Source organism: Acetobacter sp. A11-2 (assembly GCF_040208445.1).
Taxonomy (GTDB): domain Bacteria; phylum Pseudomonadota; class Alphaproteobacteria; order Acetobacterales; family Acetobacteraceae; genus Acetobacter; species Acetobacter oryzoeni.
Genome location: NZ_CP157843.1, coordinates 673,747 through 695,034 on the forward strand (window position 1 = coordinate 673,747; position 21,288 = coordinate 695,034).

Below are 21,288 nucleotides of genomic sequence, written 5' to 3' on the forward strand. Positions count from 1 at the left end.
CAGGTGAGGGTATAAAATGTCTCAGAAAACGGCTGCGGCTCCCGTAAAGCGGGAGCTTCCTCCTCTTATGCGGGTGTCTCAGGCTGCGGCAGATCGGTTGCAGCATTTGTATGCCACAGCACATGCAGGCCAGTTGCTACGCATTTCTGTCAGCACCAAAGGCTGCTCTGGCAAAGCATATGACATGCAGTTTGTGGATGCGCCGGGTGAAGGGGACGAAGTGGTGAAAGACCACGGCGTAACCCTGCTGGTGGATCGCAAAGCCACGCTTTACCTGATTGGTTCTGAAATGGATTATCAGGAGGGTGATCTGGAAGCAGGGTTTGTGTTTGCCAACCCTAACGAGAAAGGCCGTTGCGGCTGCGGCGAGAGCTTTCACGTTTAAAGCTGCAAACAGCTTCAATTTCTGCAGACCATAAAAACTGGTCAATTACAGTTACATTTTCCACCGTATATCCGGCTTTGGCCAGCAGGCTTGCATCCTGCGCCAAGGCTGCCGGGTTACAGCTTACGTAAACAATGTGGTTTGGTAACCCTTGCGCAATCTGGCGCATTTGCAGCTTTGCCCCTGCATGTGGGGGATCCAGTACAACCACAGCAGAGACTGCTATTTCCTTAGCCAGAAGAGGCTGATGGTTCAGATCTCGACAGAATGCGCTGATACGCGTGCCGCCAGTCGCCTTTTTTAGAGCGTCTAGGGCAGGAGCATAACCTTCGTAAGCGTTTACGCGGGCACGTTCTGCCAGCGGGAAGGTAAGGGTACCGCAGCCAGTATAAAGCTCGGTAATAATATCCCGACGGTTCAGCTTGGTCGGCAGGCTTTTTACAACGGCATCTTGAATATATATTTCGCTCTCACGCGTTGCCTGGAAAAAAGTTCCGGCGGGCGGCGTAATCTGGTGAGAAGCGATTGTCTGAACAACAGAGCCCGATTGTACCGCAACTTCCGGCAACCCTGTATCTTTGATCAACTGCCAACTGATGCGCGGAATATGCTGCTCTGTAGCTAATTGCGCTAAACGGACACGATCTGGTGCAGTGAGAGGTCCATCCGTTTGCAACAGAACATCCAGCCCAGAATCTAGCAAATTGATATGCAAATTGGCTTCGCGCCGAATGGCATTTAAGCTGCGGAGCGTGGCTCGAAAAGCGGGCAGGGCAGCCAGAATATCGGGGTGTAATACAACGCAGCTCGTAAGATCTGTAACCGCGTGGCTGTTGCGTGCATGAAGCCCAATAATAATGCCATCAGGCTGGCGTCTTACAGCCAGATCTGCTCTGCGGCGTGAATGAGGCTGTACCTGCTTGGCAGAAAATACTGGCAGATTGGTAAAACCGGCCTTTTGCAAAGCGTGCTGAACAGTAGCCGCTTTCCACTGCAAAATAGCAGCAGGCTTTACATGCTGGAGCGTGCAACCACCGCAACGTTCAAACAAGGAGCAGGGTGGTGTTTGCCGTTCTGGTGCAGGCTGGAGCACCTCAACAAGCTGCCATTTTCCATCTGAACTTTTTGTCAGACGAACACGCTCACCAGCAAGGGTTTCTGGAATGTAGGCCATACGCCCATCTGGCGTACGCACGGCCCCATCACCCTGCGTTGCCAGATAAAGAACGTCCGTATCGTAGGTTTTAGTCACAGACGTGTTCAGGACTGTGTATCTACAGCATGTTCAGCCGCAGCATCTGTTCCCGGTGAGGCAGGTCTTACAGAACTCCGCCGAGGCAGCAGCATGAATGCTGGCACCATATCGCCAAAGCCTTGCACGTCACCACCGGGTGCGGGAGGAATTTCATCCCGCTGGTAGCGCGTGTTGCGTGTGGGCTGACGTTCTGGGCGTGCTGCCTGCTGCTGGGGCTTGGCTTCAGGCTGCTGTTCACGCGCCACAGGTGCTGGGTTCTCGCGTTCCCGCTGAGGTGTGCGGGGTTTACGGCTGCGCCCTGCTGGTGGCCGTTTTTCATCAGACCATTCAAGCTGCTTCACACCATCCAGCGCCATGCGCGGAATTTCTTTGCCTGTCAGATTCTCAATGGCTTCTGCCAGCGCCTTATCATACGGCGTTGCAATGCTGTAGGCGTGGCCTTCACGCCCTGCGCGGCCAGTACGTCCGATTCGGTGCACGTAGTCTTCCGCATGGAAGGGCAGATCGAAATTGAAGACGTGGGAAAGGCCACCAATATCAATGCCGCGTGCAGCCACATCGGAGCACACAAGCACTTTTAGTTCATCATTCTTGAACTTTTCCAGTGTGGAAAAGCGGACGGACTGCGGCAGATCACCATGCAACGCAGCGGAAGAAAAGCCATGTTTCACTAGTGATTTGGTAAGAATATCCACATCGCGCTTACGATTGCAGAATACGATGGCATTCTGCAGCGCCGGATCTTTCAGCAACTGGCGGAGCGTTTCCCGCTTGCTGTATTCATCCACCACCACAATGCCAGTTGTAATGGTTGTGGCGACAGAAGACTGCCGTGCAACCGTAATTTCCTTGGGAGAATGCAGGAACGCATCTGCCAGTTTACGGATGGTAGGTGCCATAGTGGCAGAAAACAGCAATGTCTGCCGGTTAGGTGGCAACAGCCCGACAATTTTTTCAATATCAGGAATGAAGCCCATATCCAGCATACGGTCGGCTTCATCAATCACCAGAATACTGGTGTGGTTCAGCAGCAAACCGCCGCGTTCAAACAGATCAAGCAGGCGGCCGGGGGTGGCAATCAGCACATCCACGCCACGGTTCAGCACTTCTTTCTGATCCGCCATGCTTTCCCCGCCAATCAGCAGAGCATGGTTGAGTTTGAGGTATTTGCCGTAATTCACAAAGTTTTCTGCAACCTGCAACGCCAGTTCACGCGTGGGTTCCAGAATAAGAGAACGCGGCATACGTGCCCGCGCCCGCGAATCGGACAAAATCTCCAGCATGGGCAGTGTAAAGGAAGCAGTTTTACCTGTTCCCGTTTGTGCAACGCCCATAACATCCCGCGCCATCAGAATGGCCGGAATGGCTTGTTCCTGAATAGGGGTGGGGTGCGTGTAACCCATGTCCGAAATGGCACGCAAAATTGGCTCGGACAGTTCGAGGTCAGCAAATGTGACGGACTTGGTATCTTCTGTTGCTTCAACCGTAATTTCGGCTGTTTTTTCAACAGGTGCAGGCTCTGGTGCAGCTGTTTCTTCGGCTTTAGCCTTTGGGGCAGCCTGTTTTTCAGGAGGTGGCTCAGGCGCAACTTCAGGAGCTTGCTCAACAACGTCAACAGCAGAATCTGTGGCAGCTACGGGAGCAGGCGTTTCAGCTTCTGGCGTTGCTTTTGCTTCTTGCGGAGCTGCGGCTGGTTCTTCGGTTTTTTCCACCTTTTCAGCTTTAGGCTTCCGGCGTCTTACAACACGTTTTTTTGGGGCAGGCTTTGCTTCAGCTACAACCGCGTTTTCAGCAGGAGCTTCAGTTGCTGCGCCTGTATCTTCCGTAGCGTCTGCGGCGCTCACAGGGGCAGGGGTAGCCGTTTTTTTGCGGCTACGTGTTGTTGTCTTGCGGGGGGAGGCGGGCGTTTTAGCTGTCAATCTGCTCTCGGAACCGTAGGTCTGTCTGTTGTCAGCACTGGCTGAAGAGCCTGCCCGTATCGGGGTGCCTCAACAAAATGACTGAGGCACCGATTCACGTATCTACCCGGTCAGGCGTTAGTTCCGATAAAGCTGTTTTGGCCTGAAATCAAGTTTTTGCCAGAATGTGTTGCATTTCTTAGGCAAAAGGATGGCCAAGGCAGGCAGAAAGCACAGCCAGCACACCCAAAGCCACAATAAGCAGCACGCGGGAGCGAATGGAGTCGAACACAGAAGGCTGTGGGCGGATGGAGCGCCGGGCTTTCTGGTAAGGGCCTGTGTACATCATGACAAACAGCACAGCCATGATAATGCCCAACAGCTGCATGAGGTTTGTTGTCCACGGGGCATTGGCAAATCCACCTTCATGAATAATCAGCAGCCAGCCGGTAATCAGCGCCGTGGGAATAACGTGCGTTAAAACCTTAAAAAAGCGGGCAAGTGTCTGCAGGTGCACGGAATTGCGTTGCGTTGCATCCAGCAGGCGCAGGCTGGGGCGCAAAATCATAACGGCATAAGCGCCACCACCGATCCACAGGATGATGCTAACAAGGTGGAGGGTGAGAACAAGGCTCCAGAGAATGGAATGGGGCATGCTGAACTCCGCTTGGCGTTAATGCAGGAAAAAGGCGCGGGGCGGGGAAGGGGTAATCGTCCAACGCTTGTCTGCTGCCTGATTGCCAAGGGGACGGACGCTGCGCAAGGGGCTATATTTGCACAGATCATCGTCTACTCTGTGTGCGGAGGCTCGATATGGCAGCAATATATCCTTCACTTCTGAGCGTTTATTCTCCTGACGAAATGGGGAAAATTGACCATATTTCGGCGCAAACAGTGCCTGTTTCCGTATTGATGGAAAATGCTGGCCGCGCCGTGGCCCGCGCTATTCTTCGGTATGGAAAGCCAGCCCGTGTGCTGGTGCTGTGTGGCCCCGGTAATAACGGAGGAGATGGCTACGTAGTTGCACGGCATCTTTACGATGCAGGCTGGCCTGTGGCCGTGGCGGAAATGGTGGCGCCCAAGCCCGGTGGCCCGGCAGCAGAAGCCTCGGCCCGATTCCGTGGTGTTCGTGTGCCGTTTTCTGCGCAGGAATCTGCAAGGGCAGATTTGGTGGTGGATGCCGTATTTGGCGCGGGGCTGAGCAGAGATGTTGCTGGTTTGCCTGTTGAAGTTTTGCAAGCCGCGCGGCGTATCGTTGCTGTTGATATGCCATCTGGCGTGGATGGCGCGACGGGATTGGTGCGTGGATATGCTCCACATGCTGTCATGACAGTAACATTCTGCCGGTTCAAGCCAGGGCATTTGCTGTATCCCGGCCGGGAATATCTGGGGCAGTTGATTCTGGCGGATATCGGAATCCCGCAAGCTGCGCTTGATCAGGTGCCACCAACAACATGGCAGAATGAGCCCGGCTTGTGGCATTTGCCGATTCCCGGCCCTGAAAGTCATAAATATACGCGCGGCGTGATGAGTATCTGTGCTGGCGAATCCATGCCGGGCGCAACGCGTTTGTGTGCGGGGGGCGCACGTGCTGCTGGTGCTGGTTTGGTGCGCGTGGCTGCTGGGGCAGGTGCCGCAGCTTATAAATTGGGTGCGCCCGGCCTTATTATAGATGACGCGCCGTTGACGGCATTATTGGAAGATAAACGTCGCCGTGTGTGGGTTTGTGGGCCTGGCCTAACGGAAGCAGAAGTGCAGGCCACACTGCCAGTATTGTTGGCTGCAGGAAAAGATATTCTGGCAGATGCTGGGGCTTTAAGTGCCTCTGCTGGTGCTCCTGAAAAACTTAAGGGTGTTGCGGTCATAACGCCGCATATTGGCGAGTTTACCCGCGTATTCGGGCCGATTGGCAGTAACCCGCCAGAGCATGTCCGGCAGGCGGCTCAGCAAATTAATGCTGTGGTTGTTCTGAAAGGGGCTTCGACCATGATTGCAGCGCCAGATGGGCGGCTTGCCATCAATAATCATGCAACCCCTGCATTAGGCACGGCTGGCTCTGGCGATACACTTTCTGGTGTTATTTCAGCCCTACTGGCTGCTGGTATGCCTGCGTGGGAGGCTGCATGTGCAGGTGTATGGCTGCACGGGGAAGCTGGGCGACAGGCAGGACCGTGGCCTGTGGCCGAAGATTTGGACCTTCATCTGGGTGCAGCGCGAGAAAAAGCAGCTCATATGCAGAAACAGAGGGTGAACTCGCACATCGGCATCTTGCCGTCGGCGAATGTTTGAGTTAAGTCCACCCAACTCGTGACGGTGAGCACGTTAATGCGCGGGTGTGGTGGAATTGGTAGACACGCCAGATTTAGGTTCTGGTGACGCAAGTCGTGGGGGTTCAAGTCCCTCCACCCGTACCAATTATTTTACGATCATGCTCCCGTCCTGGTCCGCGACGGCCTTTGCGTAGCGGGTGTTTGAGTTTTGTACCGAAAGGAAGGCCTGACCGATGCAGGTTACCGAGACCCTTTCCGAAGGGCTGAAGCGTGGTTTTACCGTAACAGTTCCAGCGGCGGAAATTGCCAGCAAGCGTGATGCGCGGCTGAAGGAAGTTGCAGCAAACCTGAACCTGCCGGGCTTCCGTCCGGGTAAGGTGCCTGTTTCTCTGGCCAAGCAGCGTTACGGCGAAAGCGTGTGGGCAGAAGTTCTGGAACAGACGGTATCTGACGCTCTGCGTAACGTTTTTGATGAACGCGGTATTCGTCCTGCTGGTCAGCCTAAGGTAGATCTGGTTTTCGGTCAGACCGATGATGGAAAAGATCTGGAATTCACGGTTGAAGCAGAAATCCTGCCAGAAATTGCTGTGCCGGATCTGTCTGACCTTGCGCTGACACGCCTGAAGGCAAATGTGAGCGATGAAGCCATCAACAAGGTGCTGGAAGATATCGCCAAGCGCGGTCGTACCTTTGAAGTGGTGGAAGAAGTTCGCCCCGTTGCTAAGGGTGATGTGGTTGCTATCGACTTTGTTGGTAAGCGCGACGGTGTGCCTTTCGAAGGCGGTTCCGCTGAAGATGTGAACGTTGAAATCGGCGGCGAAGGCTTTATTCCCGGATTTGCTGAGCAGATCGAAGGCATGAAGCCGGGTGAAGAAAAAGTTATTACGGTAACTTTCCCCGAAGATTACGGTGCAACCGAGCTGGCAGGCAAGGAAGCAACCTTCGATATCAAAGCCAAGCAGATCAAGAAGCCAGTTGATGCGCCGATTGATGATGAACTGGCCAAGAAGATGGGCTTTGAAAGCCTTGATCAGCTGAAAGATCTGATTCGCAAGCAGATCGAAGGCGAATATGATCAGCTTTCCCGCCTGCGCATCAAGCGCGAGCTGCTGGATGAACTGGCAAAGAAAACTGATTTCACTGCGCCAGAAGGCATGGTGGATGCAGAGTTCAACCAGATCTGGGCGCGCGTTGAAGAAGACCGTAAGTCCGGTCAGCTTGATGACGAAGACAAGAACAAAGATGAAGAAACCCTGCGCGCTGATTACCGCAAAATTGCGGAACGTCGCGTAAAGCTGGGTCTGCTTCTGGCTGAAATTGGTCGTAAGAACAACATTACGGTAACGCCGGATGAACTGGGCCGTGCAGTGCGGGCTGAAGCCATGCGCTACCCTGGGCAGGAAAAGCAGGTGTTCGAATTCTTCCAGAAGAATCCGCAGGCAGCGGAATCTCTCCGGGGGCCGATCTTTGAAAACAAGGTGGTCGATTACCTGATTGAACTGGCCAAAGTGACCGATAAAGAGGTCACACCAGAGGAACTTTCAGATATTCCACCAGCGAATATCTACGGCGTGTCGTCAGTTAAGCCCTGAGAGTGGCACGTGAGGGTTGTACTTTGTGTCTGCGTGTGCTGACTGTTTTCCCATTTTTTGGGGAGACAGACAGATGCGGCGCTATAGTTTACGCGATGACCAGTGGGAGCGGATAAAGGATCTTCTTCCTGGTCGAGAAGGCTATGTCGGCGGCACTGCGGTGAACAACCGTCTGTTCGTGGAGGCGGTGCTGTATCGCTATCGCGCGGGTATTCCATGGCGCGACCTTCCTGCCCGTTTCGGTGACTGGAAAAACGTGCACCGGCGTCTGCGCCGCTGGTGTGAAAGCGGCGTCATCGAACGGATATTTCGTTATCTGGCCGCTGATTACGACAACGAATACATGATGATCGACAGCACAATTGTCCGAGCGCATCAGCATAGTGCCGGAGCTCTCAAAAAAGGGGCACGGATCAGGCCATCGGACGATCACGAGGCGGGCTAACTACAAAGATCCATGCCATCTGCGACGCTCTGGGCAATCCAGTGGAACTCGGCATCACACCGGGACAGGATGCCGATATCACCCAGGCAGAACCACTTCTGGAAAACATCGAACCGGATGCTTTCCTTGCTGACAAGGCGTATGACGCGGACAGGTTGATCGATCGGCTGATACAGCGCGGGATTACCCCGGTCATCCCGCCAAAACGCAACAGAACGACACGACGGAAAACCGATTTTTCTCTCTATCGCGAACGGAACCTTGTTGAGAGGTTCTTCAATAAACTCAAGCAGTTTCGCGCTATCGCAACCCGCTACGATAAACTGAAATCGACCTTCCTCGCAGCCGTGCAGTTCGCCTCAATCATCATCCTGCTTAACTGACGACACGCCGTAATAAGAAAAAGGCCGTGTCCCGCCAGTGTGAACTGGCGGGACATTCTTTTTGGGCATGTTTTTCTTTTCCGGGGTGGCATCTTTCCACTTTATCTCTATCTTGAACCAGAGTGCCTGAGCTTTCTTGTGTTCGCGCAGGGAGGCAGGAAAGGCTAATTCAGTTTTTTATACGGGAATGAGTGGTATGAGGGATCGTGATCCCGTTGAGATTTTCAGCAATGCGCTGGTGCCGATGGTGGTCGAACAGACCTCTCGCGGTGAGCGGGCGTTTGATATCTATTCCCGCCTGCTTCAAGAGCGGATCATCTTCCTGACTGGTCCCGTTTACGATCAGGTTGCATCCTTGATTTCCGCGCAGCTTCTGTATCTGGAAAGCGTGAATCCTAACAAGGAAATCTCCTTTTACATCAACAGCCCGGGTGGTGTGGTTTCTGCCGGTTTGGCAATTTATGATACCATGCAGTACATCCGCAGCCCCGTAAGCACGGTGTGCATCGGGCAGGCAGCCTCTATGGGGTCCTTGCTGTTGGCTGGGGGAGAAAAGGGGCGTCGTTTCGCGCTGCCTAATGCTCGCGTTATGGTGCATCAGCCTTCTGGCGGTGCGCAGGGGCAGGCAAGTGATATCGAAATTCAGGCGCGCGAAATTCTGATCATTCGCCAGAAGCTGAATGAAATCTACCGTGAACATACAGGTCGCACGTTGGAGGAAATTGAGCAGAAGTTGGAGCGTGATACCTACATGTCCGCTCAGGAAGCTCAGTCCTTCGGGATTGTGGATGAGGTGATCAGCCACCATAAGGCGACAGAAACAGGCAAGAAGGATAAAAGTCATCCTTAATCTGGCGTACAGTAATCTTCCTGTTACAATAGGGAAGACGCCTGCCGTAAGGCAGGCACACACGTTCTGGGACTCGGCTCTCGGTGCGATGGGGCCTGGGATGATCGAGGGAGTGGGCTGATGAATACGAAGTCCGGTGATTCCAAGAACACGCTTTACTGCTCGTTCTGTGGAAAGTCACAACATGAGGTTCGCAAGCTGATTGCCGGCCCCACGGTGTTCATTTGTGACGAATGTGTTGAACTCTGCATGGATATTATCCGTGAAGAGAATAAGACTTCCCTTGTTAAATCGCGCGAGGGTGTGCCTACACCGCGGGAAATCTGCAAGGTTCTGGATGATTATGTCATTGGGCAGGCTGAAGCCAAAAAGGTTTTGTCTGTGGCTGTGCATAACCATTACAAGCGCCTGACACAGGTTGCTAAAGCTGGTGATGTTGAGATTGCAAAATCCAACATTCTGCTTATTGGCCCCACTGGTTCAGGTAAAACCCTGCTGGCCCAGACACTGGCGCGTATTCTGGATGTGCCTTTTACAATGGCTGATGCCACAACCCTGACAGAAGCAGGGTATGTGGGGGAAGATGTTGAAAATATCATTCTCAAACTGCTGCAGGCGTCTGACTACAATGTGGAACGCGCACAGCGTGGCATTGTCTATATTGATGAAATCGACAAGATTTCCAAAAAGTCAGACAATCCTTCCATCACGCGTGATGTTAGTGGTGAAGGTGTGCAGCAGGCGCTGTTGAAACTGATGGAAGGCACTGTGGCTTCTGTTCCTCCGCAAGGTGGGCGCAAGCATCCGCAGCAGGAGTTCCTGCAGGTAGATACCACCAACATGCTGTTTATCTGTGGTGGTGCCTTTGCCGGGCTGGACAAGATTATTTCTGCCCGCGGTAAGGGAACCAACATTGGCTTTGGTGCTGATGTGCGTGCTCCAGATGAACGCAAGACAGGCGAAATCCTGCACGATGTGGAACCGGAAGACTTGATGAAGTTTGGTCTGATTCCAGAATTCATCGGGCGTCTGCCAGTTATTGCAACGCTGGGTGATCTGGATGAAGCTGCACTTATCAAGATCCTGACAGAACCTAAAAATGCGTTGGTCAAGCAGTATCAGCGTTTGTTCCAGATGGAAAATGTGCAGCTGGACTTCACGGATGATGCACTTAAGGCCATTGCAGATCGCGCTATTGTGCGAAAGACAGGTGCGCGCGGGCTACGCTCCATTCTGGAAAGTATCCTGATGTCCACCATGTTCGATCTGCCGGGCCTTGAAAATGTAGAGGAAGTGGTGGTTAACCGGGATGTTGCGGAAGGCAAGGCCAGTCCGGTCTATGTCTACGGGAAAAAGAAAGATATCCCGGCAGAACAATCTGCCTAAGTTGGGAAATGTTCACAAAACAGCGCTGGCGGCACATGCTCCAGCGCTGTTTTTGTCACTGTCCCATTGTGTAAAACGCTGTGAATAACGACATAAGGATAGACTAAGGAGCTTTCATCGCGTTGGCTCTTGCACGGAACAAGGCATGCCGCAGGCGGGTGCCGTGTCCGGATCGTCCTTGTCAGGAGGTCATCATCATGGCTGATAACGAAAAACCAGTGAAACGCAGACGCCGGACTGCAACAAAAACCAAACCGGAAGTGGTAGCAGAAGCCACGCCTAAAACCGCACCAGTTGCAGAAGCTGCGGCAGAGCCGGAAGTTCAGGAAGCTAAAGCTCCGCTTCATGTGGCTGTATTGCCATTGCGCGATATTGTGGTGTTCCCGCACATGATTGTGCCCCTGTTTGTTGGGCGCGAAAAATCTGTAAAAGCGTTGGAAACGGTCACAAAAGATGACCGTCATATTCTGCTGGTCGCCCAAAAAGATGCAGCGCAGGATGATCCGTCCGCCGATGATATTTATCGGGTTGGCACGCTTTCAACCATTCTGCAGCTTCTAAAACTGCCGGACGGCACCGTGAAGGTGTTAGTGGAAGGGGTAAAGCGCGTACGCGTAAAAACCTTGCACGAGGTTGAAGGCCACTTCGAAGCCGATATCGAGGATATGCCAGAGCAGGCGGCTGAAGGGCCAGAAGCCGAGGCGCTTGGGCGTTCTATCGTGTCTCAGTTTGAGCAGTATATGAAGCTCAACAAGAAGATTGCGTCTGAGGTGCTGGTATCTTTGAACCAGATTAGTGATCTGGCAAAGCTGGCGGATACCGTAACCAGCCACCTGAACCTCAAGATTGCGGAAAAGCAGGAAATTCTGGAGGCGCCAACAGTGATGGCGCAGCTGGAAAAGGTTTTTGCGCATATTGAGGCGGAAATTGATGTTCTTCAGGTCGAGAAGAAAATTCGCAACCGCGTTAAACGCCAAATGGAAAAAACGCAGCGCGAGTACTATCTGAACGAACAGCTCAAGGCGATTCAGAAGGAGCTGGGTGAAGGCGAAGACGGTAAGGATGAAACATCCGAGCTGGAAGAACGTATTGCCAAAACCAAGCTCTCCAAGGAAGCACACGAAAAAGCTGTAGCGGAGCTGAAAAAGCTGCGCGGCATGAGCATGATGTCTGCCGAATCTACAGTGGTGCGGAATTATCTGGATTGGCTGCTGAGTATTCCGTGGAAAAAGCGGACCAAGGTCAAACATGATCTGACAGAAGCAGAAAAAATTCTGGATACAGATCACTACGGGCTGGAAAAAGTTAAAGAACGGATTCTGGAATATCTGGCTGTCCAAAGCCGGTCCCAGAAGCTCAAAGGTCCGATTCTGTGCCTGGTAGGTCCTCCGGGTGTTGGTAAAACGTCTCTGGCACGTTCCATCGCCAAGGCAACGGGGCGGCATTATGTGCGTATGTCACTCGGTGGCGTGCGTGATGAAGCTGAAATCCGTGGTCATCGGCGCACATATATTGGCTCCATGCCTGGTAAGATCATTCAGGGGATGAAGAAGGCGAAAGTCTCGAATCCGCTGTTCCTGCTGGATGAAATTGACAAGCTAGGGTCTGATTGGCGCGGAGATCCGGCATCTGCACTGCTAGAAGTGTTGGATCCGGAGCAGAACAGCACATTTGCAGATCATTATCTGGAAGTGGATTACGATCTATCTGATGTCATGTTCGTAACAACGGCTAATAGCCTGAACATGCCGCAGCCTCTGTTGGATCGTATGGAGATCATTCGTCTGTCCGGTTACACGGAAGATGAAAAGGTGGAAATTGCCAAACGCCACCTTATTTCCAAGCAGACGCAGGCGCATAATCTCAAGCCGGGTGAATGGTCGATTACAGATGACGCTGTGCGGGATCTGATTCGCTATTACACGCGTGAGGCCGGTGTGCGTAATCTGGAACGTGAACTTGCAGGGCTTGCCCGTAAGGCCGTGAAGGAAATTGTTACCGGCAAGGCCAAGAAAGTTTCTGTTACTCCCAAGAATCTGGACAAATACGCAGGTGTGCGTCGCTTCAGCTACGGGGAAACCGAAGCAGAAGACATGGTTGGTGTTGTCACTGGTCTAGCCTGGACTGAGGTGGGCGGGGAAATCCTGACCATTGAAAGCGTTATGGTGCCGGGCAAGGGCGGTATTGTTGAAACCGGTAAGCTGGGCGACGTAATGAAGGAGAGCATCTCTGCTGCATTCTCCTTTGTTCGGAGTCGGGCTACCAGCTTTGGCATTGTGCCCACCTTGTTTGATAAGCGCAGCTTCCATGTGCACGTGCCAGAAGGTGCGACTCCCAAAGATGGACCTTCTGCCGGTGTGGCGATGGTCACATCCTTGGTAAGCGTGCTGACAGGTATTCCTATCCGTCGGGATGTGGCCATGACGGGTGAAATCACCTTGCGTGGGCGTGTGCTGGCTATTGGTGGCTTAAAAGAAAAGCTGCTTGCGGCCCTGCGTGCGGGCATTCGTACAGTGTTCATTCCCAAGGAAAATGAGAAGGACCTTACGGAAATCCCTGACAACGTGAAGAAGAAACTGGAAATCGTTCCTGTCTCTCATGTGGATGAAGTTCTGGCGCGTGCGCTAGTGCGTCAGCCTCAGCCAATTGAGTGGGAAGATGTGCCAGATCCACTGCCAGCAGCTGGTGGAGAATCCGCTCTTCCGGTGTTGCCACACTGAATAGAAGGGATAAGAGCCTACGAAGTTGCGTTTGCTTGGTTGACGTGGCGGAAAACGGCTTCATAGTGCGTTCAGGTAGCGGACAGGCGGACGAAATAGGCCGCCCGCCGTTCCGAACAGATATAAGAAATAGAAAGGCGTAAGGATGGAGAAGCCGCTCAACAAGCAGGAACTCGTTTCAGCAGTGGCTGAAGCTGTTGACCTGCCCAAGGCAAAAGCCGGTGAAGTGGTCGATGCCGTATTCGGTGCGATCGAAAAGGCCCTGTCCACAAAGCAGGAAGTGCGTCTGGTTGGTTTTGGCACATTCGTGACCGCAACCCGCAAGGCAGCTAAAGGCCGCAACCCACGTACGGGTGAAGAAATCGATATCCCTGCTTCCACCTCTGTCCGCTTCAAGCCGGGCAAGGCGCTGAAGGATGCCGTCAGCGGTTAATTCCGTCAGAAAATTTTTTTCTGAAAAAGGCCGACAATCTCAAAAAAGGGGTTGTCGGCCTTTTCTGTTTATGGCACATACGGCGCGGGCAATTAGCTCAGCGGTAGAGCGTCTCGTTTACACCGAGATGGTCGGCGGTTCGATCCCGTCATTGCCCACCATTTTTCCCAAATGCTAACCCACACGCACAATGGACTTGGTTCCATTGCTGCCTGTGTGTGGTTTTTGCCAGAGCATTCTCTGGCCTTTCAATTTCTCCCTTAAAATTCGGCCTGTGCAAGAAGGTGCCCCATACCCAACGCGTTCGTGCATATCCGTGCGCAGGATGTTGGGGTTAGAGTTGCTGCATGAAATAAAAGCCATTGCGGTTTGAAGCATGTGAAGGGGTTGTCGGCCTTTTCTGTTTATGGCACATAGGGTGCGGGCAATTAGCTCAGCGGTAGAGCGTCTCGTTTACACCGAGATGGTCGGCGGTTCGATCCCGTCATTGCCCACCATTTTCCCCAAATGGTAACCCACACGCACAATGGACTTAGTTCCATTGCTGCCTGTGTGTGGTTTTTGCCAGAGCATTCTCTGGCCTTTCAATTTCTCCCTTAAAATTCGGCCTTCACAAGAAAGTGCCCCATACCCAACGCGTTCGTGCATATCCGTGCGCAGGATGTTGGGGCTAGGGTTGCTGCATGAAACAAAAGCCACTGCGGCTTGAAACATGTGCAGGAACCACACCATGCAGTCTGTTCTTGGTGATTATGCGCCAGTTCTCGTGTTTGGGGGCATGTCGGTTATTATTGCCGCCGCCATGCTGGGTATGGCGCTGCTAAGCGGCCACCAGAAACCGTATTCTGAAAAACTGACAGCTTATGAATGCGGTTTTGAAGCATTTGATGATGCACGCCGTCGGTTTGATGTGCGTTTCTATCTGGTTGCCATCCTGTTCATCATTTTCGATCTGGAAGTTGCATTCCTGTTTCCCTGGGCGATCAGCCTAGGGCGCATCGGGCTGTTTGGCTTTCTTTCCATGCTTGGGTTTCTGGCCGTGCTGGGCATTGGCTTTTTGTACGAATGGCGCAAGGGCGCGCTGGATTGGGATTGAGGTGAGGGAGATACAGCCATGACAACCAACCAGCAGGATGCGGTCTTATGGAACCGCGAAGCGCTTCCGCCTGGCCCAGAGCAAGATGCTGTTGTGCGGGGCATTACAGGGGTTCTGGCCGAAAAAGGCTTTGTTGTTGCCAATCTGGATAAGTTGGTGAACTGGGGGCGTACAGGTAGCTTGTGGCCTATGTCCTTTGGGCTGGCTTGCTGTGCAGTGGAAATGATCCACGCCTATATGCCGCGGTATGATCTGGACCGCATGGGTATTATCCCGCGTGGTTCTCCGCGCCAGTCAGATGTCATGATTGTGGCTGGCACGCTTACCAACAAAATGGCCCCCGTGCTGCGCCGGTTGTACGAGCAAATGGCCGAGCCACGTTGGGTTATTTCCATGGGCTCCTGTGCCAATGGCGGTGGGTATTACCACTATTCTTATTCTGTGGTGCGTGGGTGTGATCGCATTGTGCCTGTAGATGTGTATGTGCCCGGCTGCCCGCCTACGGCAGAGGCTTTGATCTACGGCATCATGCTGCTTCAGAAAAAAATACGTCGGACAGGGACCATTCTCCGTGGCTGAACTTCCTGTAAATCCTCGGCAGGGGCGCCTTGAGGGGCGGCTGTCTGCCATGGCCTTTACCTTTATGGCAACTGTGCCTTCAGTTTCCTATGCGGCAATAGAAAAAGGTGAGTTGGTTGTCCGCATAGAGCGCGATCACTTATTGCGTTTTTTCGAGTTGCTGAGGGATCATCCATCATATCGCTTTGAGCAGCTGATGGATTTGTGTGGGGTAGATTATCCAGAACGATCACAACGCTTTGAGGTTGTTTATAATCTGCTGTCTGTCACACATAACCACCGTATTCGCGTCGTTGTGCAGACAGATGAAGTAACCCCCGTGCCTTCAGTACACCATTTATGGCCCTGTGCCACATGGTGGGAGCGTGAATGTTACGATCTGTTTGGAGTGGTCTTTTCTGGGCAGCCAGATATGCGGCGTATCCTTACAGATAATGGGTTTGAAGGGCATCCGCTGCGCAAAGACTTCCCGTTAACGGGCTATGAACAGGTTCGTTACGATGTGGAGCGCAGGCAGGTTGTAAAAGAACCTGTTTCCTTGACACAGGATTTTCGAGATTTCGATTTCGTTTCCCCATGGGAGGGCATGCTGACTTTGCCGGGAGACGAAAAAGCGCATGAAGTCAGACAGGGCATGAAGAGGTCCGGCTGATGACTGAATTGAAAAACACCTTTATCGAAACTGCAGATACTGTGCTGCGGCAAGATGTTCCTGAAAGCCTTGTGCCAGAAAAGGTGGCGGAAGAAGAACCACGCAAGGTTGTGGAAATTGATTCTCACGCGCTGAATTTTGGCCCCCAGCATCCATCTGCACATGGTGTGTTGCGCTTGGTGCTGGAAATGGAAGGTGAGGTGGTGGCGCGTGCCGTGCCCCATATTGGACTTTTGCATCGTGGCACAGAAAAACTGATAGAATACAAAACCTATCAGAAAGCTCTGCCGTATTTTGATCGGCTGGATTATGTTTCTCCGATGTGTGAGGAGCAGGCATTTGCTCTGGCAACGGAAAAACTTCTGGGCATTGATATTCCAGAACGCGCCAAGTGGCTGCGTGTTATGTTTGCAGAAATAACGCGTGTTCTAAACCATATTCTCAACCTTACAGCGATGGGGTTAGATTGTGGGGCCGTTACCCCCGCTTTGTGGGGATATGAAGAGCGCGAAAAACTTCTGGAGTTTTACGAGGCCGCATCTGGCGCGCGGTTTCATGCCAATTATTTCCGCCCGGGCGGTGTGGCGCGGGATGTTCCGGCAGGTTTGGAAGATAAAATAGGCGCATGGGCCAAAGAGTTTCCAAAATGGATTGATGAACTCGAAGGCCTTCTGACTGAAAACCGTATCTGGAAACAGCGTACGGTTGGTATTGGCGTTTTTACAACAGAGCAGGCATTGGCTTGGGGCTTTAGTGGGCCGTGTTTGCGTGCCTCGGGTGTGCCGTGGGATCTGCGGCGTAATCAACCCTATGACAATTACCACAAGGTTGAATTCAATGTGCCGGTAGCGCGGCAGGGTGATTGTTATGATCGTTATTTGGTGCGCGTTGCGGAAATGCGTGAAAGCGTCAAGATTATTGAGCAATGTCTGGCCCAGATACGCCCAGGGGACGTAAAGGTGCAGGACCCTAAGTTCAGTCCGCCTCCACGCGCAGAAATGAAGCGTTCTATGGAAGCGCTCATTCATCACTTCAAGTTGTTTAGCGAAGGGTATCATGTACCCTCCGGCGCAACCTATACAGCGGTTGAAAGTCCTAAAGGAGAGTTTGGGGTGTATCTGGTTGCTGATGGAAGCAACCGGCCTTATCGCTGCAAAATTCGCCCAACAGGATTTGCTCATCTTCAGGCCATCGATGAACTGTCTCGCCGCGGTATGCTGGCAGACATGGTGGCCATTATCGGATCGCTTGATCTTGTGTTCGGGGAGGTTGACCGATGAATACCACCTGGGCCCCGGCAGAACAGCCGGATAGCTTTGCTTTTGATGATGAATCTGAAGCAGAAATTGTAAATGTTCTTAAAAAATATCCAGAAGAGCGCAAAGCCAGTGCGGTTATGCCGCTTTTGTATGTTGCACAGCGCCAGATGGGCCGTGTAACCGGTAGCGCCTGGATACCTCTTGCAGCAATGGATGACATTGCCCGCAGATTAGAGATGGCACCAATACGTGTGTATGAGGTTGCCTCTTTTTACACCATGTTCAACACAAAGCCGATTGGTCGCTATCATCTTCAGGTCTGCACAACCACACCATGCTGGCTACGTGGTTCGGATGCGGTAACAGAGGCTTGCCGTAAGGCAACGGGTATTCATCATTTTGGTGAAACCAGCGCAGATGGTCTGTTCACTCTAACAGAAGTGGAGTGTCTGGGCGCATGCGCCAACGCACCTATTCTGCAAGTTGATGATGATTACTACGAAGATATGGATGGGCCTCGCACAGAAGCATTAATTGCGGATTTGCGTGCAGGCCGGAAGCCAGAAGCTGGGCCGACTATCAACCGTATGTGCTCAGCACCGGAAGGGGGCAGAAAAACCCTTCTGGAAACGTCTGCATCATCCCCGGATCAGAAATAGGAGAAACGGCTATGCTTCAAGACAAAGACCGTATCTTCACCAATCTTTACGGCCAGGATGATTGGCGTTTGCCCGCAGCCCGCAAACGGGGAGACTGGGATAATACAGCAGCCATTATTGCAAAAGGGCGTGATGCAGTAGTAGCAGAAATGAAAGCCTCTGGCCTGCGTGGGCGCGGCGGAGCGGGTTTTCCCACCGGGCTAAAGTGGTCATTCATGCCCAAAAAGTCTGATGGTCGCCCACATTATCTCGTTATCAATGGCGATGAATCCGAACCCGGCACATGTAAGGACCGGGAAGTTATGCGGCATGAGCCACATAAGCTGATAGAGAGCGCAATGATAGCCTCTTTCGCTATGGGAGCACATGCGTCTTATATTTACATCCGTGGCGAGTTTTGCAGAGAAGCCGAGCGCCTTCAGGCTGCCATAGATGAGGCTTACGAGGCAGGACTCCTCGGAAAAAATGCAGCTGGTAGCGGATGGGATTTTGATTTCCGCATTCACCGTGGTGCTGGCGCATATATTTGTGGGGAAGAAACAGCTCTGCTGGAAAGCCTGGAAGGCAAAAAAGGCCAGCCCCGTATGAAGCCCCCATTTCCGGCAGGAGCGGGGTTATATGGTTGCCCAACTACAGTGAATAATGTGGAAAGTATAGCCGTTACATCCACCATTATGCGCCGTGGTGCAGCCTGGTTTTCTGGCTTGGGCCGACCCAATAATGCAGGCACAAAACTTATGGCCATTTCCGGCCATGTAAATACACCTTGTGTGTTTGAAGAAGAACTGGGTGTTCCGCTTAAAGAAATTATTGAAAAACACGGCGGCGGTGTGCGCGGTGGCTGGGATAACTTGCTGGCCGTTATTCCCGGTGGTTGCTCTGTTCCTGTGTTGCCTAAATCTATCTGTGAAACTGTGCTGATGGATTACGATAGTTTGCGTGCAGAACGTTCCGGCTTGGGTACGGCTTGCATGATCGTAATGGATAAATCCACAGATATTATTGAAGCTATCGCGCGTTTTTCAAAGTTCTTTAAACATGAAAGCTGCGGCCAGTGCACGCCATGCCGAGAAGGCACCGGGTGGATGATGCGTATGATGAACCGCATGGTGCAGGGTAAAGCTGAAATAGAAGAAATTGATCTGCTGGAGCAGGTGACCAAGCAGGTGGAAGGTCACACCATTTGCGCGCTGGGTGATGCCGCTGCATGGCCTATTCAGGGGTTGATCCGGCATTTCCGACCAGAAATGGAAGCGCGTATCCGGCAGTACAAGGCTGCGCATAGCGGCACGGGCTTGGTGCAGGTGCCTGCGGGCGGTGTGCCAGTGGCGGCGGAGTAAGAATAATGGTGAAGGTCATTGTTGACGGTACACCGGTAGATGTGCCCGCAGGTTTTAGTGCTTTGCAGGCGTGTGAGGCTGCCGGAAAGGAAATACCGCGTTTTTGCTATCATGAACGGCTTTCCGTTGCCGGTAACTGCCGTATGTGCCTGGTAGAAGTGGCGCGTGCACCCAAGCCTGTTGCATCCTGTGGTTTTCCTATTTCTGAAGGAATGCAGATTTTTACGGATACAGAGGTTGTGCGCCGTGCACGCCGTGCTGTTATGGAATTTCTGCTGATTAACCACCCGTTGGATTGTCCTATTTGCGATCAGGGTGGGGAATGTGATCTGCAAGACCAGGCTTATGGGTATGGATCTGGTATTTCGCGCTATCATGAAGAAAAACGCGCTGTAACAGACAAAGATCTTGGACCGTTGGTTAAAACGGTTATGACGCGCTGCATCCAGTGTACACGTTGTGTTCGGTTTAGCACGGAAGTTGCTGGCACGCCTGAGTTGGGTATGGTCTCACGCGGTGAAAATGCTGAAATCACCACATACGTGCAAAAAGCGCTGACATCAGAACTTTCAGGAAATCTGATAGATGTTTGCCCTGTAGGTGCCCTTACAGCCAAGCCATCGGCTTTTCATGCGCGTTCATGGGAATACAAAAAAACAGACAGCATTGATGTGATGGATGCGCTGGGCACGAATATCCAGGTTCAGGCACGCGGTGGTGAAGTCATGCGCATTGTGCCGCGTGTGAATGATGAAGTGAACGAAGAATGGCTTTCTGACAAAGGACGTTTTTCGGTTGATGGGCTTAAGCGTCGGCGGCTTGATCAGCCTTGGGTGCGTGTGCACGGTAAGCTGCATCCGGCCACATGGCAGGAGGCATTTGTTTCCTTGGCGTGTAGGCTAGAAGGCGTGCCAGGTGAAAAGATCGGTGCCATTGCGGGTGATCTGTGTGATGTAGAAAGCCTATGTGCCCTTAAGGATTTTTTGAATAACCTCGGTTCATCAAACTTGGACTGCCGACAAGATGGCGCATGGTATGATTTGAGTGCACGCGCAAATTACCTGTTTAATAGCGATATTGCCGGCATAGATGAGGCAGATGCCTTGTTGCTGGTAGGGGTAGAACCACGGCATGAGGCCCCTGTTTTAAATGCCCGTATTCGTAAGCGGTATCTTGATGCAGGGCGAGGCGGCTTTCCCATAGCCAGCATTGGCCAGTTTGTTTCTGACCCAACATATCAGGTTGATATTCTGGCTGATGGACCAGATGCGTTGGATGCCCTGTTAAAAGGGGAAAATGCTTTTGCAGAGGTTTTGCAAAAAGCATCACGCCCCATGATCATTCTTGGGCATGGGGCCTTAACCCGTCAGGATGCCCCAGCTATTTATGCAGCATGTAAGAATTTGGCGGCAAAAACAGGTGTTGTTGCGGATGGATGGAACGGGCTGAATGTTCTGCACACAGCGGCATCCCGCGTGGGGGCACTGGATATTGGGTTTGTGCCCGGCCCGCACGGATGCGCCACTGCCAGCATGCTGCGGGGTGGTGTAGAAGTTTTGTGGTTGATGGGCGCAGATGAACTTCCCATTGATCGTATCTCGCCAGAAACCTTTGTTGTGTATCAAGGGCATCATGGTGATGCAGCGGCCAAGAGGGCAGATATTATTCTGCCCGGGGCCGCTTATACGGAAAAATCAGGTACATACGTAAATACTGCCGGGCGTGTACAACGTGCCTTCCGGGCTGTATTTGCCCCGGGAGATGCGCGAGAAGATTGGCGTATTATCAGGGCTTTTTCAGAAGTGTGTGGGCACACGTTGCCGTATAATACGGTGGAGGAATTGCGTGCGCGTATGGCGGATGTAAACCCTGTGTTTGCGCATGTGGGGCATATCACAAAATTTGCAGCCCCTCAGGCAATTGCCTCACAACAGAAAAAGGATGAGGACAAAAGCTTTATGTCCGCACCTTTCAGGTCTGTCATCCCAGATTATTACCAGACCAATGCTATCAGCCGTGCCAGCCCTACTATGGCAGAATGTTCAAAAGTTTATAGCGTGCCTCGCGCAATAGCAGTGGAGTAAGG

At 52.5% G+C, this 21,288-nt stretch carries 18 protein-coding genes and 3 tRNA genes; 18 read left to right on the top strand and 3 right to left on the bottom strand.

The annotated features are described in order from the left end of the window. Positions 1–16 precede the first annotated feature (16 nt). Positions 17–385, top strand: a complete 369-nt coding sequence (locus ABNV41_RS03245; protein WP_050820075.1) for an iron-sulfur cluster assembly accessory protein — start codon at positions 17–19, stop codon at positions 383–385. On the opposite strand, the gene ABNV41_RS03250 is transcribed toward ABNV41_RS03245, so the two are convergent. The 3 genes from ABNV41_RS03250 to ABNV41_RS03260 all read right to left on the bottom strand — a co-directional run bounded on the left by ABNV41_RS03250 (position 339) and on the right by ABNV41_RS03260 (position 4,193). Then, a complete protein-coding gene (locus ABNV41_RS03250; RefSeq protein ID WP_050820074.1) occupies positions 339–1,637 on the bottom strand; it encodes a class I SAM-dependent RNA methyltransferase in 1,299 nt (432 codons plus the stop codon). The two genes, ABNV41_RS03245 and ABNV41_RS03250, sit on opposite strands and share 47 nt — an antisense overlap. A gap of 8 nt (positions 1,638–1,645) precedes the next feature. Further along, positions 1,646–3,559, bottom strand: coding sequence for a DEAD/DEAH box helicase (locus tag ABNV41_RS03255; RefSeq protein ID WP_349934985.1), 1,914 nt, complete (start codon positions 3,557–3,559; stop codon positions 1,646–1,648). 178 nt (positions 3,560–3,737) lie between these two features. Further along, positions 3,738–4,193 (bottom strand): hypothetical protein, encoded by a 456-nt coding sequence (locus ABNV41_RS03260; RefSeq protein ID WP_050820072.1) that lies wholly within the window; start codon positions 4,191–4,193, stop codon positions 3,738–3,740. 158 nt (positions 4,194–4,351) lie between these two features. On the opposite strand from ABNV41_RS03260, the gene ABNV41_RS03265 reads away from it, so the two are divergent. From ABNV41_RS03265 to nuoG, 17 genes are all read left to right on the top strand, one after another. Continuing rightward, entirely contained in the window at positions 4,352–5,827 is a 1,476-nt protein-coding gene (locus ABNV41_RS03265) for a bifunctional ADP-dependent NAD(P)H-hydrate dehydratase/NAD(P)H-hydrate epimerase (RefSeq protein WP_050820071.1), read from the top strand. A 40-nt stretch (positions 5,828–5,867) separates the two neighbouring features. Then, positions 5,868–5,952: transfer RNA gene (locus ABNV41_RS03270), tRNA-Leu, on the top strand. A gap of 89 nt (positions 5,953–6,041) precedes the next feature. Then, a complete protein-coding gene (gene tig, locus ABNV41_RS03275; protein WP_349934986.1) occupies positions 6,042–7,400 on the top strand; it encodes a trigger factor in 1,359 nt (452 codons plus the stop codon). A 73-nt stretch (positions 7,401–7,473) separates the two neighbouring features. Continuing rightward, positions 7,474–8,228 (top strand): IS5 family transposase gene (locus ABNV41_RS03280; protein ID WP_087651418.1). Its coding sequence is split into 2 segments (ribosomal slippage): positions 7,474–7,813 and positions 7,813–8,228, totalling 756 coding nucleotides; the frame shifts between segments, so codons are not numbered across the junction. A 187-nt stretch (positions 8,229–8,415) separates the two neighbouring features. Next, entirely contained in the window at positions 8,416–9,078 is a 663-nt protein-coding gene (locus ABNV41_RS03285) for an ATP-dependent Clp protease proteolytic subunit (protein WP_014456951.1), read from the top strand. 120 nt (positions 9,079–9,198) lie between these two features. After that, positions 9,199–10,464, top strand: coding sequence for an ATP-dependent Clp protease ATP-binding subunit ClpX (gene clpX / locus ABNV41_RS03290; protein ID WP_050820069.1), 1,266 nt, complete (start codon positions 9,199–9,201; stop codon positions 10,462–10,464). 197 nt (positions 10,465–10,661) lie between these two features. Beyond that, on the top strand, positions 10,662–13,184 hold the full coding sequence (gene lon, locus ABNV41_RS03295; RefSeq protein WP_050820068.1) for an endopeptidase La: 2,523 nt from the start codon (positions 10,662–10,664) through the stop codon (positions 13,182–13,184). Positions 13,185–13,329: 145 nt separating this feature from the next. Further along, a complete protein-coding gene (locus ABNV41_RS03300; RefSeq protein WP_003624117.1) occupies positions 13,330–13,617 on the top strand; it encodes an HU family DNA-binding protein in 288 nt (95 codons plus the stop codon). Between the two features lie 86 nt (positions 13,618–13,703). Beyond that, positions 13,704–13,778, top strand: a tRNA-Val gene (locus ABNV41_RS03305). Positions 13,779–14,039: 261 nt separating this feature from the next. Then, positions 14,040–14,114, top strand: a tRNA-Val gene (locus ABNV41_RS03310). A 233-nt stretch (positions 14,115–14,347) separates the two neighbouring features. Then, positions 14,348–14,713, top strand: a complete 366-nt coding sequence (gene ndhC, locus ABNV41_RS03315) for an NADH-quinone oxidoreductase subunit A (protein ID WP_003630526.1) — start codon at positions 14,348–14,350, stop codon at positions 14,711–14,713. Positions 14,714–14,731: 18 nt separating this feature from the next. Then, on the top strand, positions 14,732–15,292 hold the full coding sequence (locus ABNV41_RS03320; protein WP_003625270.1) for an NADH-quinone oxidoreductase subunit B family protein: 561 nt from the start codon (positions 14,732–14,734) through the stop codon (positions 15,290–15,292). After that, a complete protein-coding gene (locus ABNV41_RS03325; RefSeq protein ID WP_050820066.1) occupies positions 15,285–15,944 on the top strand; it encodes an NADH-quinone oxidoreductase subunit C in 660 nt (219 codons plus the stop codon). Before ABNV41_RS03320 ends, ABNV41_RS03325 begins: the two co-directional genes overlap by 8 nt. Further along, positions 15,944–17,224, top strand: a complete 1,281-nt coding sequence (locus tag ABNV41_RS03330) for an NADH-quinone oxidoreductase subunit D (protein WP_050820065.1) — start codon at positions 15,944–15,946, stop codon at positions 17,222–17,224. The genes ABNV41_RS03325 and ABNV41_RS03330 overlap by 1 nt, the downstream gene beginning before the upstream one ends. Beyond that, positions 17,221–17,862, top strand: coding sequence for an NAD(P)H-dependent oxidoreductase subunit E (locus ABNV41_RS03335; RefSeq protein WP_087651964.1), 642 nt, complete (start codon positions 17,221–17,223; stop codon positions 17,860–17,862). Before ABNV41_RS03330 ends, ABNV41_RS03335 begins: the two co-directional genes overlap by 4 nt. A gap of 11 nt (positions 17,863–17,873) precedes the next feature. Beyond that, positions 17,874–19,202, top strand: a complete 1,329-nt coding sequence (gene nuoF, locus ABNV41_RS03340; protein WP_050820063.1) for an NADH-quinone oxidoreductase subunit NuoF — start codon at positions 17,874–17,876, stop codon at positions 19,200–19,202. A gap of 5 nt (positions 19,203–19,207) precedes the next feature. Next, positions 19,208–21,286 (top strand): NADH-quinone oxidoreductase subunit NuoG, encoded by a 2,079-nt coding sequence (nuoG, locus tag ABNV41_RS03345; RefSeq protein ID WP_050820062.1) that lies wholly within the window; start codon positions 19,208–19,210, stop codon positions 21,284–21,286. Positions 21,287–21,288: the final 2 nt, after the last annotated feature.

Coding starts and splice junctions, on each gene's coding strand:
- ndhC (WP_003630526.1), top strand. CDS start 14,348: ATGCAGTCTGTTCTTGGTGATTATGCGCCAGTTCTCGTGTTTGGGGGC.
- clpX (WP_050820069.1), top strand. CDS start 9,199: ATGAATACGAAGTCCGGTGATTCCAAGAACACGCTTTACTGCTCGTTC.
- nuoF (WP_050820063.1), top strand. CDS start 17,874: ATGCTTCAAGACAAAGACCGTATCTTCACCAATCTTTACGGCCAGGAT.
- ABNV41_RS03330 (WP_050820065.1), top strand. CDS start 15,944: ATGACTGAATTGAAAAACACCTTTATCGAAACTGCAGATACTGTGCTG.
- nuoG (WP_050820062.1), top strand. CDS start 19,208: ATGGTGAAGGTCATTGTTGACGGTACACCGGTAGATGTGCCCGCAGGT.
- ABNV41_RS03285 (WP_014456951.1), top strand. CDS start 8,416: ATGAGTGGTATGAGGGATCGTGATCCCGTTGAGATTTTCAGCAATGCG.
- ABNV41_RS03335 (WP_087651964.1), top strand. CDS start 17,221: ATGAATACCACCTGGGCCCCGGCAGAACAGCCGGATAGCTTTGCTTTT.
- ABNV41_RS03265 (WP_050820071.1), top strand. CDS start 4,352: ATGGCAGCAATATATCCTTCACTTCTGAGCGTTTATTCTCCTGACGAA.
- ABNV41_RS03320 (WP_003625270.1), top strand. CDS start 14,732: ATGACAACCAACCAGCAGGATGCGGTCTTATGGAACCGCGAAGCGCTT.
- tig (WP_349934986.1), top strand. CDS start 6,042: ATGCAGGTTACCGAGACCCTTTCCGAAGGGCTGAAGCGTGGTTTTACC.
- lon (WP_050820068.1), top strand. CDS start 10,662: ATGGCTGATAACGAAAAACCAGTGAAACGCAGACGCCGGACTGCAACA.
- ABNV41_RS03245 (WP_050820075.1), top strand. CDS start 17: ATGTCTCAGAAAACGGCTGCGGCTCCCGTAAAGCGGGAGCTTCCTCCT.
- ABNV41_RS03300 (WP_003624117.1), top strand. CDS start 13,330: ATGGAGAAGCCGCTCAACAAGCAGGAACTCGTTTCAGCAGTGGCTGAA.
- ABNV41_RS03260 (WP_050820072.1), bottom strand. CDS start 4,193: ATGCCCCATTCCATTCTCTGGAGCCTTGTTCTCACCCTCCACCTTGTT.